Genomic DNA, 16,910 nt, shown 5'->3' with positions numbered 1-16,910 from the left:
ATGGCTGAGCTTGAGGTTGAGATTGTCGCAGCGGATCACTTCGTGTGGTCCGGAGCGGCCAAGATGGTCAAGGCCCGCACCAGCGATGGTGAAATCGGAATCCTGCCCGGCCACTCGCCCCTGCTGGCGATTCTGGCCGAAGGTGAGCTGGCAATCGAGCCGGTGTCCGGTGACCGCATCTCTGTAGCCGTCGACGGGGGATTCTTCTCCGTTGACAACAACAGGGTGGTCATTGTTGCTGACAACGCCCAAATGGGCGAAGCGGCTACTGCGGGGATCCGCTAGCACGACCTTGATGAACAGTATTGGTTTGCCGTTCATCGTCCTGGCAACTGCGTTTGCGTTGCTGGTATTTGCACTGTGCCTCATGGGGGTGCGCCGCTTCAATCTGCGGCGCGCCCTCGGCACGGTGGACGCCTCCATCTGCACGGCTGGAAAAAGCTGGCAGATGGGGGTTTGTCGTTATCAGGACAACGACCTCGAGTGGTTCCGCCTGGTCTCACTCAGCGTCCGTCCCAAGCACACCTTCCGGCGCAGCTCGCTGGAGCTCCTTGGCCGGCGCAAGCCCACCGAATCCGAGCTCCTCAAGGTCCAGCCCGACGCGGTGATCGTGGAGCTCCGCTACGAGGGGCAGCAGGTCCTTCTCGCGATGCGCTTCGATGCCTACACAGGATTGTCATCCTGGCTTGAGGCCGGACCGGTCATCGGCGTCGGCACCTGGCGCTAGCCCCGGTGGACTACCTTGACAGCCTCCGCCTGGTCGACGGCCCGGTGGTGTGGCTTGCGTGGGCCGCCGGTGCGGCAGGCCTGGCCTACCTCCTCTGGCACGCCGCCCTGCGGCACCCGGGTTTCCGGCACACCGCTTCTGGGCACATCAGGCGTCGCCTGCCCGGTGCGGCCGTCGTCGTCGCTGCCGTGACCCTACTCGCCGCATTGCTCGTCGCGGCCGTGCACTGGTTCCTGATCTACGCCATCACGGTCTTCCCCGCCGAACTGCCTGGGGAGACCCTCGTCTGGTCCCAAGTTGGCGTCGGCGCCCTGCTCCTGTGGATCATGTGCCTGTTCGGTCTCCGGGTCCGCGGACGCAGCCGCACCAAACCTTGGCGTTCAGGCGCCGCAGCCACGGCCGCCTTTCTGGCCGTCCTCGCGCTTGCCGCTGTACAGATCAACATCTACTTCGGCCTGAACCACACCGTCGGCGATCTCACCGGAACGGCAGTAGCCCGGATCAAGCCGCTCGAGGCCGGCCTGACGCGCGCGGCCGGCGGCCCGGCCTCCACCGGGCTCGCCCACTGGCAGGCACCTGCCCACCTTCCCGACGGCGTCATCCGCAAGGCGGTCATCCCCGGCACGATCTCCGGCTTCCAGAGCCGGGACGCCTACGTCTATCTCCCGCCGGCCTACCAGAGTTCCCCCCGGCCCGCGTTGCCGGTGCTGGTACTTTTTTCCGGCCAGCCGGGCAGCCCCGCCGACTGGCTGACCGGCGGCGCACTCCGGATCCGGCTGGACCGGTTCGCTGCGCAGCACGGCGGGGTGGCGCCCGTGGCGGTGGTGGTCGATCCCAACGGCTCGCCGACGGCAAACACACTGTGCCTCGACAGCCGGATTGCCCAGGCGGACACCTTCCTGGCGCGGGACGTGCCGGACTGGATCAACCGCACGCTCGACGTCGACCCGAACCCCCGGCAGTGGGCCGCGGGCGGCTTCTCGTTCGGCGGCACCTGTGCCATGCAGATGGTGACGCGGCATCCCGACGTCTACAGCGCGGCGCTGGCCTTCTCCAGCGAGGACGAGCCGGCCCTCGCGAAGGAGCGCGCCAAGACCATCGAGGCCTCCTTCGGCGCCGACGCCGAGGCCTTCGACCGGCTGACCCCGCTCCGCGTCATGGCGGAAAACCGCTTCGACGGCCACGGCGTGTACTTCGCCGCAGGAGACCACGACCCGGAGTTCACCGGCTACATGGACGTGCTCTCCGACGCGGCACGCCGCGCCGGGTTCACGGTCGAAACACACCGGATCGCCAACGCGGGGCACTCCTGGGACACAGCATCCAACGGCCTGCCCGGCGGCCTGGACTTCCTGGCCCGGCGCTGGGGGATCTCGCCATGAGCCAGACCAAAAACGGCAGCACGCGGACGGCAACGGGCCCGGGGCCGGAGGGCCCGTTGCTGGGCGTCTGGCGGCAGGGGATGCGCCAGACGCTGGCGCACTTCCGCGCCGTACCCTTCACCCTGGCGGTCCTCGCGACCTTCCTGGCCGTCGGTGCCGTCACGGGCAGCTTCCTGTCCGGGCCGCCGAACGCCCTGCTGCCCATCGCCTCCGTCAACGCTCCGGGGCTGAGGGCGGGTCACTGGTGGTCCCTGTTCACGTCACTGTTCTTCGCCACCAATCTGCTGGCCTACCTCGCCGCATCACTGATGATCCTCCTGCTTCTGGGCCTCGCTGAACGGCATCTGGGGACGCTGCGGACGGCCGTGTTCTTCTTTGCGGGCCAGTTCGCGGCTGTGACCGTGTTCCTGCTGATCACCCAGCTGGCCCGGTATATCGGCGACGGCTGGCTCGGCCTCATGGTCAATGCCCGGCTGATCGGCCCCTACGCCGCCGTCCTTGCCGTGGCCCTGGCCGCCAGCGGGCTGCTGCCCACTTTGTGGCAACGGCGGCTGCGGACCGCCGTCGTGTCCGCGTCGCTGCTGCTGGTGCTCTACGTCGGGCATCCCGAGACGGTGGTGGGGCTCGCCGGTGCCCTCGCCGGCCTGGCCGCGGGCTGGTGGATCCAGGGCGACCGGGGGACCCTGCACCGCCACCGTTCGACGGGACGCGAAACGCGCAACCTGTTGGCGCTCACGGTCGCCATCTTCGCGGTGGGACCGATCCTCACGGCAGCTGTCAGCAGCCCCACCGGGCCCCTGGCCTTGTTGCGTGACGTCGTGCTGAACCCGCTGCCCACACTGAGCCAGCTGGAGGAAAACTGCGGCGGGACGGTTGATGTCAGCTGCCTGGAGGCCGGCCGGGCCGGATTCGCCGGTCCGCTGGGCCTCGCGCTGGCGGTGGTCCCGGTGGTCCTGCTGTTGATCTGCGCGGACGGCATGCGGCACGGCCGCCGCCTGGCCCTGCGGATCGCCATCATCGTCCAGCTCGGCGTTACAGCCCTGGCCGCCGTGTACCTCGCCCTGTTCGCCCGCATTCCGCACTATCCCAACCGGCCGCACACGGCCGTGATGGGCTCCGGCTTCGTCCACGTCCTTCCGCTCGTGGCCGTTCCGCTGCTGCTCGTTGTGCTGCTCTGGCTGAACCGCCGGCAGTTCCGGGTGGAGACGGCACCGCGGGCCCGGGGGATCCTGGGCATCGTGGTAGGCGGGACGTGGCTGGGGCTCGCCGGAGCCTACGCGGTGGCGTGGCTGGCGGCCGGCGGGATGGACCGCGACGGGGGAGTGCTGGGCCTCGCCGCGGAACTCGCCCGGCAGTACCTGCCGCTGCCCATTCCCGGCGCCTACAGCAGGCTCTTCCAGAACCGGTACGCCGTCGAGTCCTTTCTGTTCGCCTATGCCGGCATCATCTTCTGGGGAGTGGCCCTGGCCGCGGTCTGGCTGGTCCTGCGGCGGCGGCTGCACGGTACCGGGATGAACAGTACCGACGTCGGCTTCGGGGACCGGGACACGGCCCGTGACCTCATCCGCCAGGGCGGAGACTCGCTGTCCTGGATGGCGCTCTGGGAACCGAACAAATACTGGTTCACGCCGGACCGGCGCGGCGGGGTGGCCTACCAGCAGCACGGCAACGTGGCCCTGACGCTGGCGGGCCCCTTCGGACCCGCTGCCCTCCATGAGGAGACCGCGGCGGGTTTCATGCGCTATTGCGCCGAGCACGCCCTGATCCCGTGTTTCTACTCCTGCACCGCCGACCTGTGGCCGATGCTCCGGGCCCGCGGGTTCCGCCGGGTGGCCGTGGCCCAGGAAACCAGGCTCGCCGTGCGGGAACTCGAGTTCAAGGGCAAGGAATGGCAGAACGTCCGTACCGCGCTGAACCGTGCCGCGAAGACCGGCGTCGAAGCCGTGTGGGGGCGCTACAGCGAATTCCCGGCCCCGCTGCGGGCCCAGCTGAGCGAGGTCTCCGAGGAATGGGCGGCGCAAAAGCACGTGCCGGAGATGGGCTTCACGCTCGGCGGCATCGACGAGCTCGACGACGACGAAGTGCTGTGCTGCCTGGCGGTGGACGCCGCCGGACAGGTGCAGGGTGTCACGAGCTGGCTGCCGGTGTACCAGGACGGACAGCTGGTGAGCTGGACCCTGGACTTCATGCGCCGGCGCGGAGACGCGTTCCCTGGCGTCATGGAGTTCCTCATTGCCTCCGCCGTGCTGGAACTCAAGCGCACGGTCGAGGTCATCTCCCTTTCCGGCTCGCCGCTGGCGAAGGACCGTGCCGCAGACGACGCGGCCCGGCGCTGCGACGCCGGGGACGCTGCTGGAGATCCCGCTGGGGGCACTGCCGAGAGTCCTGCCGGAGCCGCTGCCGGGGGCGGCGATGCCGGGCCTGAGGGGCTGGCCGGGATCCTGGACGTGGTGGGCCGGGCCCTGGAACCCATCTATGGCTTCCGCTCGCTGGCAACGTTCAAGTCGCGCTTTAAACCGGACTACCGCACGCTTTACCTCTATTACCAGGATCCGCTGCAATTGCCCGCGATGGGCCGGGCACTGAGCCGCGCGTATCTTCCCGGGCTGTCCGTCCGGCAGAGTGCACGTCTGCTGCGCACCCTGGTGCGTTAGCCGGCCGGGTCCGGCGGTTATTGCCCGGCGCGCCTGGCGCGGATCCGGGCCCTGCCGTAAACGCATTCGCGCGGCCGTGCAATTCGGATGAACAATATCGCTTGACCAATAGAGGCGTGGCCAAAAGGCGAAGACCTGAAACGCCGCGGCCAACAATGCACAAAAAATGATCCCCGGCACAAATGCCGGGGATCATTTTGGTGCCGGGAATGCCCTAAAGCACTTCCTGACGAGAGACTAGACCAGCGTTACGCCGGTAGCCTGGGGGCCCTTGGCGCCCTGGCCGATCTCGAACTGAACACGCTGGTTCTCGTCGAGGGTCTTGAAGCCACCGGTCTGGATCTCGGAGTAGTGAACGAAGACATCGCCATCGGAGTCATCCGGGGTGATGAAGCCGAAGCCCTTTTCTGCGTTGAACCACTTGACGGTTCCCTGTGCCATTTGTTTCTCCTCATTGTGGATCTGAATAAGTCCGGCGCACTTCACACCGCACTTGGTCACTCTGCGAGAAGAACCTTTGGCAACGGACCGGATTCCCGAACCGTGGCTGCAGGAGCTTCACGCTCGCAACATGTCTTGCGAGCATGAATAACACCTACACAAAGACTTGTATAAGAATTTCATGACACTTGCGTCAGGTCAACGGGCGAGCGGGAGAAATGCATAAATTTTGTGCAAAGAACCGCTTAACGCGAATCGCTGCCGCGGAAAGACTGCCGCAGGGCGCTTAGAAGAGCCTGGATTCGCTGTCGTCAACGCCGCGCATGGCGTCGTAGTCAAGGGTCACGCAGTCAATTCCGCGGTCCTTGGCGAGGACTTTGGCCTGCGGCTTGATCTGCTGGGCGGCGAAGATTCCCCGGACCGGAGCCAGCAGCGGGTCCCGATTCAGCAGTTCCAGGTACCGGGTGAGCTGCTCGACGCCGTCGATGTCGCCGCGCCGCTTGAGCTCAATGGCCACGGTGGCCCCATCCGCGTCCCGGGCCAGGATGTCCACGGGGCCGATCGCCGTGAAGTACTCGCGGCGGATCAGCGAGAACCCCGTGCCAAGCAATTCGATCTGGGCGGCCAGGAGCCGCTGGAGGTCCGCCTCGACGCCGTCCTTGATCAGGCCAGGGTCCTGGCCCAGTTCGTGGGACGTGTCGTGCAGCTGCTCATGAATATTGATAATGAGCCGGTCATCGGTCTTGGCCGACTGGACCGTCCACTGCTCGACGACGCCAACCTCGACGTCGACCTCATCCGGGGTGGAGACGCGCAAAGACGCAGGAGGGCTCATCCAGTTCAGGGGCTTGTAGGATCCGCCGTCGGAATGGACCAGGACCGAGCCATCGGCCTTGACCAGCAACAGCCTGGTGGCCAGCGGGAGGTGGGCTTTGAGGCGGCCGACGTAATCAACGGAGCAGCGGGCTATGACTAAACGCACCCGGTCCACTCTACCGTCTGTGCGGGGGTCCCCGGGCTGGGGCGGCGGGACGGCGGGGCTGCAGCTCAACCGGTGCCGCGGCGGTGACGCAAAGACTGGCAGCCGGTCTGGGGCAGAATGGAGGCATGCCCCGTTCCAACCGACCCCGCCGCGCCAGTTCTGCAAAGACAGGCTCCGGCAAGAGCGCAGCGCCGGGAAAGGGCAAAGCCCCCGGGGCCAAACACGGCCCGGCGCCGGAGCTCGATCTGGAGCGCGCCCGCTCAGGTTTCGCCCGGCGGGAAAGCGCGCCGGACGGTGAATGGATGGTCCGCCCCATCACCGCCAGCCGCGCCGAGAAGACCTACATCTGCCCGGGCTGCTCCACCGCCGTACTGCCGGGGATCGCCCACCTGGTGGTCTGGTCCGAGGACCACCTCTTTGGCGCCGCCGCGGGTCTCGCCGAGCGCCGCCACTGGCATACCAACTGCTGGACCTCACGGAGCTATCGGTATCGCTAAGCTGGTCAGCATGACTTTTGATCCCGCGTCGCACGTCTTCACCCAGCCGTCAGAGCCGACTGCCATCCGCGCGTCCACCGTCCTTCCGGCCCACCGCGAGAACGTCGAACTCCGTACCTCGGACGGACACCGGCTGGTGGGCGAGCTCGCCCTCCCGGAATCCGGCGAGATCAAGGCAACACTCATTACACTGCACCCGCTGCCGACGCACGGCGGCTTCATGGATTCACACGTCTACCGCAAGGCCTCCTACCGGCTGCCGGCCCTCGCCGGAATCGCCGTACTGCGCTTCAACACCCGTGGCACGTCTTCGCCGCGGGGGACCAGCGGAGGAGCCTTCGAGGAAGGCATCGGCGAGCGTCTGGACGTCGAGGCCGCCGTGCAGTTCGCCGTGGACCGGGGCCTGCCAAACCGGTGGCTCGTGGGCTGGTCCTTCGGCACTGAGCTTGCCCTCATGTACGGCGCCGCTGAGCCCGTCGCCTCGGAGATCGAGGGGGCTGTCCTGCTCTCGCCCCCGCTGCACCGGGCCACGGACGTGCACCTGAAGGAATGGGCCCGGACGGGCAAGCCGCTGAAGGTGCTGGTCCCCGAACACGACGACTACCTGCAGCCGGCTGATGCCGCCGCGAGGTTCGCGCTGGTACCGCAGGCGCAGGTGCTAGGGGTCGACGGCGCCAAGCACCTGTGGGTGGGGGAGAAGTACGCCGGGCGTGTGCTCAACGAGATCGTGGATGAGGTCATCCCCGGCAGCGCCGGAACAGTGCTTCCGCAGGAATGGGACGGACCGGTCGCCACGGCGCACTCCTGACCCGCCGGCGCCTGCCCGAAAAGGGAAATCCGCGCCGAAAAAGGACAGCCGCGCCGGGGATCCACGGTGCGGCTGTCCTTTTTCGGCGCGAAAACCGGCTGCCAGGGGGAACTGTCAGCGGCTGTCCTGGCGCGCGATGAGGATTTCTTTGACCAGCAGCATGATGGCCGCCGCGGTGGGAATAGCGATCAGGGCTCCGAGGACGCCCAGCAGACTGCCGCCGGCGATGACCGAGATGACGGCCACGGCGCCCGGCACCGCCACGGCTTTCTGCATGATCCGCGGCGAGATGAAGTAAGCCTCGAACTGGAGGTAGGCGAAATAGCAGATGGCGAAGACAAGCGCGGTCTGCCAGCCGGCGGTCAGGGCAACGAGCGTCACCAGGAACCCGGCAATCATGCCGCCCACCAGCGGGATGAACGCCAGCAGGGCCACGACGAACGCCAGTAGCGTGGCGAACGGTACGCCGATGATCGACATCACAATGAACGCGAACGTGGCGTTCAGCAGTGCGACGGCGGCCTGGCCGATCACGTAGTTGCCCACCGAACCGGTGATTTCCTCGGACAGGGCTTCAACCCGGGCCCGGCGCGAGCGCGGCGCGAGCCGGTAGCCCCATTTCTTCATCGCGGGAAGGGCGCCGAGGAAGTACAGGCTCAGGACCAGCACGATCAGTGCGCCGAACAGTCCGTTTGCCACGGTGGAGCCGAAGCCCACAACGCCGCCGAAGATGCCGCCCATGGCGTCCGGGTTGTTGACGAACTTCTCCAGCTCCTGGCTGATGCGGTCCCGGATGCCGAACTGGCTGTCAACGCTCCGGAAGAATTCCGAGTCAATGAAATCCTGGACCCACTTGGGCGCCTGCTGCACGATTTGCGTCACCTGCTGCACGATCGTGGGGATCAGGGTGGCGAAAAATGCGGCGACTCCAAGCGCCAGGGTGGATACGGACAGGAGGATGCCGGCGGCCCGGGGGACATTTCGGCGTTCGAGCCAGCGAACCACCGGGTCCAGCCCCAGGGTGATGAAGAGCGCCGTGATGATCCACAAGAGCAGCTGCGTCGTATTTGACCCGATCCAGTAGACCAGGAGGGCGAAGCCGACGCCGACCGTACCCATGAAGCCCATATACAGGGGGTGCTGGGCCGACATGCGCGGACCGGGACTGCCGAAGCGGGCCTCGGTCCCGGCCTCGGCCTCATGCTCCGGCGGCATCTCGAAGCGGATTCTCGGCTGGGCTCCCGGCAGGGGCTGGCGCAGGCGCCGGGCCGCGGACAAAAGGACATTCGCCGCGGCAACCCGGGGGCGGGAGGTTGCGGGCCGGGGGGTGGAGGCGGTTTGCTCGGGGCCGCGTTCCGGGCTGTCGGATTCCTGGGCTTCTTCTTGTCCGGCGGAGGACGAATCCGTATGTTCAGTCACTGCGTTGAATGCCCTTAATTCTCTGCGGCGCCACTGAGGCGGCGCTGGTGTGATGATCACCGCAAACACTATCAGCAGGCTTGTCAGCTCACGGGCGGGGACCCGGCGCGGGAGCCGCGGGCGGGGGTGTGCCCGGGCGCCGATCTGACTCGCGGGTAACAAAATGGTTACTATTGAAGCTAACTGTCCGCTGATGATTGGTAGTATTTTGCGTTTCAAGACTGCAGTCGCCCTGATGCTGCTTGGCCTCCTGACCCTGCTGGCCGGTATTGGCCAGAAGACGTTTTGGGCTCCCCCGGAGACGATTACGGCCACCGCTCCGACGGGTACGGCCGCGCCGCTGACCGTCTTCGATGAGAAGCTGAGGACGCTGCACCCCGGGACCGTGAAGATCCAAGTCAAGGGCGAGGGTGCCTTCCTGCTGGCCGCCGGGCGGCCCGACGACGTCGACGCCTGGGTGGGCAAGACGGCGCACAACACCGTCGCCGGCGTCTCGGAGGACGGCAAGTCGCTGCAGCTGACGCATACCGACGGCGACGCCGCCGCACCGTCTCCGGCCGGATCGGACCTTTGGGTCGCCACCGAGAACGCCAGCGGTGAAATGGACTACTCGTGGAACGCGCCGGCCGACGGCGACTGGTCCCTCCTCCTCGCGGCGGACGGCACCAAGCCCGCCCCGAGTTCCATCACGATGACGTTCCCGAACGACACCTCGACGCCCTGGGCCATTCCGCTCATGGTGCTCGGCGGCCTGCTGATCATCGCCGGCGCGGCGCTGCTGGTCCTCAAGCCGAAGTCACGCAACCGGACCGGCAACCCGACCGGCGGCAACCCGACCGGCGGCAACCCGACTGGCGGAGGCGGGGACGGCAGCGCGTTCGTCCGCCGCGCGCAGGCCAAGGCCGCGGCACGCCGCGCGGGACAGGGTTCGACGGCACCCGACGCTTCAGCGCCCGAGAAGACAGCATCCGAGCAGAAGAAGGGCTCCGGCACGGCGCGCCGTTCCGGCATCGTGGTGGCCGTGCTGACGGCCGCCGCCGTCGCCGGAACGTCGGTGGCCGCTCAGGCCAGCCAGACGCCCGCGCCGTCGCCGAGCGCACCGGCCGCCACACCCGCTGCCCCGGCCTCCAACAGCGCGGCCCCGGGCACTCCCAATGAGGACCAGACCGGCGATGCGCCGGTGCTGCTGGACGCCCAGTTCCGCCGCGTCCTGGAACAGGTTGCCGGTGCTGTCGATGCAGGAGACGCTGCCAAGGACGCCGCCAAGCTGGCGCCGCGCGTGGCTAAGTCCGAGCTCGAGGTGCGCACGCAGAACTACAAGGTCCGTTCGCAGGTCGGCTCCTACGAGGCCCGCATGCCTGTCCGCTCCATGAAGCTGCTGACCACGGTGGTCACCAACAAGCGCAGCTGGCCCCGCTCCGTCATGGCCGTGACGCAGGGCGAGGGCAACGTCGTCCCGCAGCTGCTGACCCTGACCCAGGCCTCCCCCCGGGAGAACTACAAGCTGGTCAGCAGTACGCCGCTGCAGCCCGGTGCCACCTTCCCGGCGATCGGGCGGGCCGGCACGGAGACGCTGGCATCCGCGGACAAGTCCGGACTCCTGTACAGCGGCGACGAAGCCCTCGCGGGGCTGGGTGACCGCCTGAGCAAGGCAGACTCCGCCTTCAAGGACAAGCTCGTCGAGGGCCAGTCCTCCCCGTACATCGCGGACACCCTCGCCTACCAGGCCGACGTCGTCAGTTCAGGCGTCAACGGCACCTTTGCCTTCACGCACAAGGTGGCCCCCGAGAACACTGTCGTGTTCCGCACCGCCGACGGCGGGGCACTGGTTCTGGGACGCCTGAACTTCTCCTTCGACGGCACTCCGAAGGCCGACGGCGACAAGCTCACAATCGGCGACGACGCGGCCGCCCTGGCCGGCGGCAAGGAGACCAGCACCGGCATGGTGCTGAACTTCGCCGAGTCGGTGGCTGTCTATGTTCCGCCGGCCGGTTCCAAGGATCCGATGAAACTCGTGGCCGCCACCCGGGGCCTGGTCGGGGCCGCTTTCAAGTAGCCCTCGCCGGCGGGCGCGGTGGCGCCGGGCAGGACTTCAATGGCTAGAGTGGAGCTATGACTACGCCAGCTTCCCGCCCGGTCCCGCCCGTTGCCGCCAGCCCGCTGAACCTGCGCGGCGCCGTCGATCTCTCCGCCTTGAAACAGCGGCAGGCGCCGGCCTCTCCGGCACCGGCCGCGCCCGGTCCTGCGGCCGYCGGCCCGGCCGGTTCTGCCGCAGGCCCCGCACCGGCAGCCGGCGCCGCCGACCACTCCGGCCGCCCGCTGCGCGTGGACGTGACCGAGGGCAACTTCCAGGAGCTCGTGGAGCTCTCGGCCCAGGTGCCAGTGGTGATCGCCCTCTGGGCCTCCTACTCGCCAGGCTCCGGCCAGCTGGTGGAGGTCCTCGAAGACATCGTCGAGAGCTACGATGGCCGGCTGGTCCTCGGGGCCGCGGACATCGACGTCTTCCCGGAACTTGCCCAGGCCTTCCAGGTCCAGGCCGTGCCGACCGCCGTCGCGGTCGTGAAGGGCCAGCCCGTTCCGCTCTTCCAGGGCGGCGCGGACGAACAGCAGGTACGCAGCCTGTTCGACGAACTCCTCAAGGTCGCGGCCGCCAACGGCGTGACCGGACAGATTGGCACCGGCGGTCCCGGCGGCGGGGAACCGGAGGCCCCGCCGCTGCCGCCGCTGCACCAGGCAGCGTTCGACGCGATCGAGGCCGGCGACTACGCTGCCGCGGCTGCCGCCTACCGGCAGGCCCTGAACGAGATGCCGGCCGACGCCGAGGCCAAGGCGGGCCTGGCGCAGGTGGAACTCATGGCGCGCCTGCAGACCTTCACGGGGCCCGAGGCAGATGCCCTCCGCCGGCTCGCCGCCGACGAGCCGGACAACCTCGAGGCCCAGCTCGGCGTTGCGGACTTGGATATCGCCGGCGGCCACATCGAGGACGGCCTCGGCCGGATCGTGACGTTCATTGGCCGGAACTTCGGCCCGGAACGGGAGACCGCCCGCGTCCGGCTGCTGGAACTCTTCGACGTCGTCGGCACCGGTGACGAGCGTGTCGCCAAGGCCCGCCAGGGACTGGCCCGGGTGCTGTTCTAGTGGGATCGGCACTCTTCGCGCCGCTGGAGCTGAGGTCCCTGCGGCTGCAGCACCGCGGCTGGGTGTCCCCGATGTGCCAGTACAGCTGCGAGCCCGGCACGGGCGAGGGGGTGCCCACCGACTGGCACCTCATGCACCTGGGCTCCTTTGCCACCGGGGGAGCGGCCCTCATCCTCACCGAGGCCAACTCCGTGAACGCCGCGGGCAGGATCAGCCCCCGCGACGCCGGCCTCTACAACGACCACCAGGCCGCGGCCTGGGAACGCATCACGTCCTTCGTGCACCGCCACGGCACCGCTGAGACCAAGATCGGCACCCAGCTGGCGCACGCCGGCCGGAAGGCGTCGTCCTACTGGCCGTTCTCAGGCAAGAAGGGCAGTGTGCCGGCCTCCGAGGGCGGCTGGGACACTGTGGGTCCCGGCACCGGCGCGTTCGACGGTTACGCGCCGCCCTCGGCGATGACGGAGGCGCAGATCGACGGCGTGATCGCCGACTTCGCCGCCGCCGCCGTGCGGGCCGTCGACGCCGGGTTCGACACGATCGAAATCCATGGCGCCCACGGCTACCTGCTGCACCAGTTCCAGAGCCCACTGATCAACGACCGCACGGACCGCTGGGGCGGGGACGAGGCGGGCCGGAACAGGCTCACGCTCGCTGTGGTGGACGCTGTCCGCGCGGTCATCCCCGACTCCATGCCGCTGTTGCTGCGGATCTCTGCCTCGGACTGGGCGCCGGGCGGGATCGAGGCCGAGGCCTCGGTCCGGATGGCCAGTGCCGCTGCGGAGCGCGGAGTGGACCTTGTGGACGTTTCCAGCGGCGGGGCCGTTGCCCACCAGCAGATTCCCGTGGGCCCCGGGTACCAGACCGGGTTCTCCGCCCGGATCCGGCGCGAAGCCGGGGTCAGGACCGGCACGGTGGGACTTTTGACCTCAGCCGGGCAGGCCGAGCACGCGGTGGCCACCGGCCAGGCCGACGGCGTGTTCATAGCCCGTGCCGCGCTGCGGGACCCGCACTGGTGGCTGCGCGCCGCGTTCGAGCTCGGCCATGACCTTGCGTGGCCGCCGCAGTACGAGCGGGCCATACCCCGGCATTTGTTTTAGACCGCCGGTGGCGGAGGCGGTTCGCGCGGGCGGAAACCTACGCCTTGCGGACGATCCTTTTCGCGCCGGCGGAGCGTTAGTCTGGCGTCATGACATTCCAGCCCCCGGTGCCGCCCGGCCCGTCCTCGCCGCCGGTTCCTGCCCTGTCCCTGCGCGGCCTCGCCAAGCGCTTCGGCGACAAGATCGCCGTCGACGGCATCAGCCTGGACGTCCCGGCCGGATCCTTCTACGGGGTGGTCGGCCCCAACGGCGCCGGCAAGACCACCACCTTGTCCATGGCGACGGGCCTGCTGCGCCCCGATTTCGGCACCGCGCTGGTCCACGGCGTCGACGTCTGGCAGCATCCGCTGGAGGCCAAGAAGCTGATGGGGATCCTGCCCGACGGCGTCCGGCTGTTCGACCGCCTCAGCGGCGAGCAGCTGGTCACCTACGCCGGCCTGCTGCGCGGGATGGACCGGGAGATGGTGGCGTCGCGGGTGGCGGAACTGCTCGCAGCGCTGGACCTGGGCAATGACGCCGGCACGCTGGTGGTGGACTACTCCGCCGGCATGACCAAGAAGATCGCGCTGGCCTCGGCGCTGATCCACGCACCACGGCTCCTGGTCCTCGACGAGCCGTTCGAATCGGTGGATCCGATCTCCGCGGCGAACATCCGCGACATCCTGGACCGCTACGTTGCCTCGGGCGGCACAGTCATCGTCTCCAGCCACGTCATGGACCTGGTCCAGCGCATGTGCGACCACGTCGCCGTCGTCGCCGGCGGCCGGGTCCTCGCCGCCGGCACCGTGGAGGAAGTCCGCGCCGGGGCCAGCCTCGAGGACCGCTTCGTGCAGCTCGTGGGCGGCCGGAACCATACGGAAGGGCTGGAATGGTTGCGCACCTTCTGAGGCTCAAGCTGACCCTGCTGCGCAACAGCGTCCGGCGCAGCCCGTGGCAGCTTGTGGGCCTCGGGATCGGCACCCTGTATGCCCTGGGAATCGTGGTTCTGCTTGCGGGCGGGCTGTTCGTCCTGCGCGGCCAGGAGATCGAGCTCGCGCAGACCGTGGTGGTCCTGGGCGGCGCGACGGCCCTGCTGGGCTGGGCCATCGTTCCGGTCGCGGTCTCCGCCGCGGACATGACCCTGGACCCTGCCCGCTTCACCACCTTCGCCGTGCCCATGCCGCAGCTGCTGGCAGGGCTGGCGCTGGGCGGCCTGATCGGCATTCCGGGCCTGGCAACCTCGCTGGTTGCCCTCGCCACGGTGGGCACCTGGTCCCGCAGCCTGCCGGCCGCGTCCGGCGCCCTGGTGGGTGCCGTGCTGGGCGTGCTGAGCTGCGTCGTGCTCTCCAAGGTCGTGACCACGGCCACCGCCGGCCTGGCAAGCTCCCGGCGCTTCAAGGACATCAGCGCCGTCGCCTTCCTCATCCCGCTCGTGCTCACAGGCCCCATCGTGGCGGGCATCGCGAGGGGAATCGCGGGTTCGGGCGATTTCCTGACCAGCCTGGCCCGGACACTGTCCTGGACGCCGGCCGGGGCGGCCTTCGCGCTCGGCGGCGACCTCGCCGCCGGCAACTACGCGGCCGCGGCCGTGAAATTCCTCATCGCCCTGGCCACACTGGCGGGCCTGGCCCTGGCGTGGAAGGTCCTGCTGCAGCGTGCCCTGGTGACCCCGCCCTACGCCGGGACCGCCAAGCGGCGGACCGGCGGCGCGGGCCTGTTCAGGCTGCTCCCGGCGACACCGGCCGCCGCCGTCGCCGCGAGGTCCCTGTACTACTGGCTGCGGGATCCCCGCTATGCCGGCGCGCTGGTGGTGGTTCCGCTGCTGCCCGTGCTGTTCCTGTTCCAAGGCAGCCAGAGCGGGTTCTACGGCCCGTTCCAGTTCGTCGGGCCGCTGACGGCCTTCCTTCTGGCCTGGTCCATTTCCTCGGACGTCTCCTATGACAGCACCGCGTTCGCCCTGCACGTGGCCACCGGTGTGCGCGGCGCCGACGACCGCCTCGGCCGGGCGCTGGCGTGCCTGAGCTTCGCGCTGCCCGTGGTCCTCATCTTCAGTGTCGGACCGTTCTTCTTCACCGGCGACTGGGACAAGCTGCCTGCAGTCCTTGGCCTCTCGCTCGGCGTCCTCTTCAGCGGTCTGGGCCTGGCCTCGGTGATCTCGGCGCGCTACACCGTGAGCGTCCCGCTGCCGGGAGACAGCCCGTTCAAGAAACCGCCGGGCAACGTGGCCCAGACCCTCGCCGTGCAGTTCGGCGGCATGGCCGTGCTGATGGTACTTGTGGCGCCCGAAGTGGCACTCGTGGCCGCACAGTACATCACCGGCAGCCCCGTGCCGGGCTGGATCACGCTTGTCCTCGGACCCGTGCTGGGCCTCGCGCTTTTCGCCACCGGCGTGCGGGCCGGCGGAGCATGGCTGGACCGGCGGGGGCCGGAGCTGCTGGCACAACTGGCCGTCAACCGCTGACGGGTGCATGCTGGGAGTGCCCGGACTCGAACGCCAGGTAAGCCAGGTAAAGGCAGGATCATGGAAGTTGTCATCCTTCCCGGAAGCAAGCAGATCGCGTCGCTTGCGGCGGACGCGGTGGAGGCCCTTCTTCGCCGCAAGCCCGACGCCGTGCTGGGCCTGGCAACCGGTTCCTCGCCGCTGCCGATCTACGGCGAGCTGGCCCTACGGCACGAGCGCGACGGCCTGGACTTCAGCCAGGTCCGCGCCTTCGCCCTGGATGAGTACGTGGGACTGCCCGCCGGCCACCCGGAGTCCTACCGGGAGGTGATCGCGCGCGAGTTCACCGCCCGCGTGAACATCAGCCCGGCCAACGTCCACGTGCCCGACGGCGCCGCGGCGGACATCCCGGCAGCCTGCCAGGAGTATGAAGACGCCATCCGCGCCGCCGGGGGAGTGGACCTGCAGCTCCTCGGCGTCGGAACGGACGGCCACATCGGGTTCAATGAACCGGGCTCGTCGCTGGCGTCCCGGACCCGGATCAAGACCCTGATCGAGCAGACACGCCGGGACAACGCACGGTTTTTCGGCAGCCTGGCCGCCGTGCCGCACCACGTCCTGACCCAGGGCCTGGGCACCATCCTGGATGCCCGCCACGTCATCCTGGTCGCCACCGGTGCGCAAAAGGCCCAGGCCGTCCGGGATCTCGCGGAGGGCCCCGTCGCCGCCATCTGTGCGGCCTCCGTACTGCAGCTGCACCCGCACGCCACCGTCCTCCTGGACGAGGCGGCGGCGTCGTCGCTGCGGCTGGCGGACTACTACCGCCACAGCTACGACCACAAACCTGCCTGGCAGGGCCTTTAGGCCCCGACGCCGGCATCCCGCAGGTCCGGCGGCGGACTTCCACCGGCTAAGATGGGTGTCATGACTAGCATGACCGATCCTCTCGAAAACGATCCGATGCGCGAGCTCTCCGGAGCCGGGACGTCTACGGCCACGATCGAGCGCGAGGAACTGCGCCAGGAAGTTGAGCCCGGTGACCGGGAGCGCTTCTCGCACTACGTGCGCAAGGAAAAGATCATGGAATCCGCGCTGACCGGTGACCCGGTCATCGCGCTCTGCGGCAAGGTCTGGACACCGGGCCGGGACCCCCAGAAGTTCCCCGTGTGCCCTGAATGCAAGGAAGTCTACGAGGGCCTGCGCCCCGGGAACGACGGCGGCAAGGGCTCCGGCGACAAGTAGCGGCAGTACGGCAAAAACGGAACAAGCAGGTTCCGTTAGCCGTCCCTGACGGCGTTTCTTCATGCTGGCGTGCCTTTGCGCCCCGATTTCCTGCTCTGTTG

Annotated in this window: 16 protein-coding genes; 13 read left to right on the top strand and 3 right to left on the bottom strand. The window is 68.7% G+C overall.

Annotation, left to right across the window (positions count from 1 at the left end; translation table 11 throughout):
- From AC1DR1_RS03835 to AC1DR1_RS03820, 4 genes are read left to right on the top strand one after another with little or no spacing between them, the layout of a single operon-like run.
- Window positions 1-285, top strand: a complete 285-nt coding sequence (locus AC1DR1_RS03835; RefSeq protein WP_090581408.1) for a F0F1 ATP synthase subunit epsilon — start codon at window positions 1-3, stop codon at window positions 283-285.
- Window positions 286-295: 10 nt separating this feature from the next.
- On the top strand, window positions 296-727 hold the full coding sequence (locus AC1DR1_RS03830) for a DUF2550 domain-containing protein (protein WP_091559534.1): 432 nt from the start codon (window positions 296-298) through the stop codon (window positions 725-727).
- 5 nt (window positions 728-732) lie between these two features.
- On the top strand, window positions 733-2,109 hold the full coding sequence (locus AC1DR1_RS03825) for an alpha/beta hydrolase (RefSeq protein ID WP_476992198.1): 1,377 nt from the start codon (window positions 733-735) through the stop codon (window positions 2,107-2,109).
- Entirely contained in the window at window positions 2,106-4,763 is a 2,658-nt protein-coding gene (locus tag AC1DR1_RS03820; protein ID WP_476992197.1) for a bifunctional lysylphosphatidylglycerol flippase/synthetase MprF, read from the top strand. Before AC1DR1_RS03825 ends, AC1DR1_RS03820 begins: the two co-directional genes overlap by 4 nt.
- A gap of 237 nt (window positions 4,764-5,000) precedes the next feature.
- Here the strand turns inward: AC1DR1_RS03820 and AC1DR1_RS03815 are convergent, their stop codons facing one another.
- Together AC1DR1_RS03815 and nucS are read right to left on the bottom strand one after the other, a co-directional pair.
- A complete protein-coding gene (locus AC1DR1_RS03815) occupies window positions 5,001-5,204 on the bottom strand; it encodes a cold-shock protein (RefSeq protein WP_011692441.1) in 204 nt (67 codons plus the stop codon).
- A gap of 286 nt (window positions 5,205-5,490) precedes the next feature.
- Window positions 5,491-6,186: an endonuclease NucS gene (nucS, locus tag AC1DR1_RS03810; protein ID WP_026266819.1), complete on the bottom strand. Its 696-nt coding sequence runs from the start codon at window positions 6,184-6,186 to the stop codon at window positions 5,491-5,493.
- 125 nt (window positions 6,187-6,311) lie between these two features.
- Here nucS and AC1DR1_RS03805 point away from each other — a divergent pair, with 125 nt between their 5' ends.
- Together AC1DR1_RS03805 and AC1DR1_RS03800 are read left to right on the top strand one after the other, a co-directional pair.
- Complete coding sequence (locus AC1DR1_RS03805; protein WP_229995286.1) at window positions 6,312-6,683, top strand: ATP/GTP-binding protein; 372 nt, start codon at window positions 6,312-6,314, stop codon at window positions 6,681-6,683.
- Between the two features lie 10 nt (window positions 6,684-6,693).
- Complete coding sequence (locus tag AC1DR1_RS03800) at window positions 6,694-7,491, top strand: alpha/beta hydrolase (protein WP_476966717.1); 798 nt, start codon at window positions 6,694-6,696, stop codon at window positions 7,489-7,491.
- A gap of 114 nt (window positions 7,492-7,605) precedes the next feature.
- Here the strand turns inward: AC1DR1_RS03800 and AC1DR1_RS03795 are convergent, their stop codons facing one another.
- On the bottom strand, window positions 7,606-8,910 hold the full coding sequence (locus AC1DR1_RS03795) for an AI-2E family transporter (RefSeq protein WP_364748100.1): 1,305 nt from the start codon (window positions 8,908-8,910) through the stop codon (window positions 7,606-7,608).
- Between the two features lie 235 nt (window positions 8,911-9,145).
- On the opposite strand from AC1DR1_RS03795, the gene AC1DR1_RS03790 reads away from it, so the two are divergent.
- The 7 genes from AC1DR1_RS03790 (at window position 9,146) to AC1DR1_RS03760 (ending at window position 16,809) form a co-directional block, all read left to right on the top strand.
- Window positions 9,146-10,966: a hypothetical protein gene (locus tag AC1DR1_RS03790; protein WP_476992246.1), complete on the top strand. Its 1,821-nt coding sequence runs from the start codon at window positions 9,146-9,148 to the stop codon at window positions 10,964-10,966.
- Window positions 10,967-11,022: 56 nt separating this feature from the next.
- The gene (locus tag AC1DR1_RS03785; RefSeq protein WP_476992196.1) at window positions 11,023-12,048 is read left to right on the top strand and encodes a co-chaperone YbbN; all 1,026 of its coding nucleotides are present in this window, start codon (window positions 11,023-11,025) and stop codon (window positions 12,046-12,048) included.
- Window positions 12,048-13,148 (top strand): NADH:flavin oxidoreductase/NADH oxidase, encoded by a 1,101-nt coding sequence (locus AC1DR1_RS03780; protein WP_476966714.1) that lies wholly within the window; start codon window positions 12,048-12,050, stop codon window positions 13,146-13,148. Before AC1DR1_RS03785 ends, AC1DR1_RS03780 begins: the two co-directional genes overlap by 1 nt.
- 89 nt (window positions 13,149-13,237) lie before the next feature.
- Window positions 13,238-14,035: an ABC transporter ATP-binding protein gene (locus tag AC1DR1_RS03775; RefSeq protein ID WP_229993833.1), complete on the top strand. Its 798-nt coding sequence runs from the start codon at window positions 13,238-13,240 to the stop codon at window positions 14,033-14,035.
- Window positions 14,017-15,588, top strand: a complete 1,572-nt coding sequence (locus AC1DR1_RS03770) for a transporter (RefSeq protein ID WP_229993834.1) — start codon at window positions 14,017-14,019, stop codon at window positions 15,586-15,588. The genes AC1DR1_RS03775 and AC1DR1_RS03770 overlap by 19 nt, the downstream gene beginning before the upstream one ends.
- Before the next feature lie 60 nt (window positions 15,589-15,648).
- The gene (gene nagB, locus AC1DR1_RS03765; RefSeq protein WP_229993835.1) at window positions 15,649-16,431 is read left to right on the top strand and encodes a glucosamine-6-phosphate deaminase; all 783 of its coding nucleotides are present in this window, start codon (window positions 15,649-15,651) and stop codon (window positions 16,429-16,431) included.
- Between the two features lie 60 nt (window positions 16,432-16,491).
- Window positions 16,492-16,809, top strand: coding sequence for a DUF3039 domain-containing protein (locus AC1DR1_RS03760; RefSeq protein WP_377985578.1), 318 nt, complete (start codon window positions 16,492-16,494; stop codon window positions 16,807-16,809).
- Window positions 16,810-16,910 lie beyond the last annotated feature (101 nt).

The sequence above is a fragment of the Arthrobacter sp. P4_F10 genome, assembly GCF_056401435.1.
This window is presented reverse-complemented; position numbering and strand designations above follow the sequence as displayed.

Excerpts from the sequence above, each read along its gene's own strand:
- AC1DR1_RS03815 (WP_011692441.1), bottom strand. The coding sequence starts at position 5,204 with ATGGCACAGGGAACCGTCAAGTGGTTCAACGCAGAAAAGGGCTTCGGC.
- AC1DR1_RS03800 (WP_476966717.1), top strand. The coding sequence starts at position 6,694 with ATGACTTTTGATCCCGCGTCGCACGTCTTCACCCAGCCGTCAGAGCCG.
- AC1DR1_RS03820 (WP_476992197.1), top strand. The coding sequence starts at position 2,106 with ATGAGCCAGACCAAAAACGGCAGCACGCGGACGGCAACGGGCCCGGGG.
- AC1DR1_RS03835 (WP_090581408.1), top strand. The coding sequence starts at position 1 with ATGGCTGAGCTTGAGGTTGAGATTGTCGCAGCGGATCACTTCGTGTGG.
- AC1DR1_RS03775 (WP_229993833.1), top strand. The coding sequence starts at position 13,238 with ATGACATTCCAGCCCCCGGTGCCGCCCGGCCCGTCCTCGCCGCCGGTT.
- AC1DR1_RS03830 (WP_091559534.1), top strand. The coding sequence starts at position 296 with ATGAACAGTATTGGTTTGCCGTTCATCGTCCTGGCAACTGCGTTTGCG.
- AC1DR1_RS03770 (WP_229993834.1), top strand. The coding sequence starts at position 14,017 with ATGGTTGCGCACCTTCTGAGGCTCAAGCTGACCCTGCTGCGCAACAGC.
- AC1DR1_RS03790 (WP_476992246.1), top strand. The coding sequence starts at position 9,146 with ATGCTGCTTGGCCTCCTGACCCTGCTGGCCGGTATTGGCCAGAAGACG.
- AC1DR1_RS03760 (WP_377985578.1), top strand. The coding sequence starts at position 16,492 with ATGACTAGCATGACCGATCCTCTCGAAAACGATCCGATGCGCGAGCTC.
- nagB (WP_229993835.1), top strand. The coding sequence starts at position 15,649 with ATGGAAGTTGTCATCCTTCCCGGAAGCAAGCAGATCGCGTCGCTTGCG.
- AC1DR1_RS03805 (WP_229995286.1), top strand. The coding sequence starts at position 6,312 with ATGCCCCGTTCCAACCGACCCCGCCGCGCCAGTTCTGCAAAGACAGGC.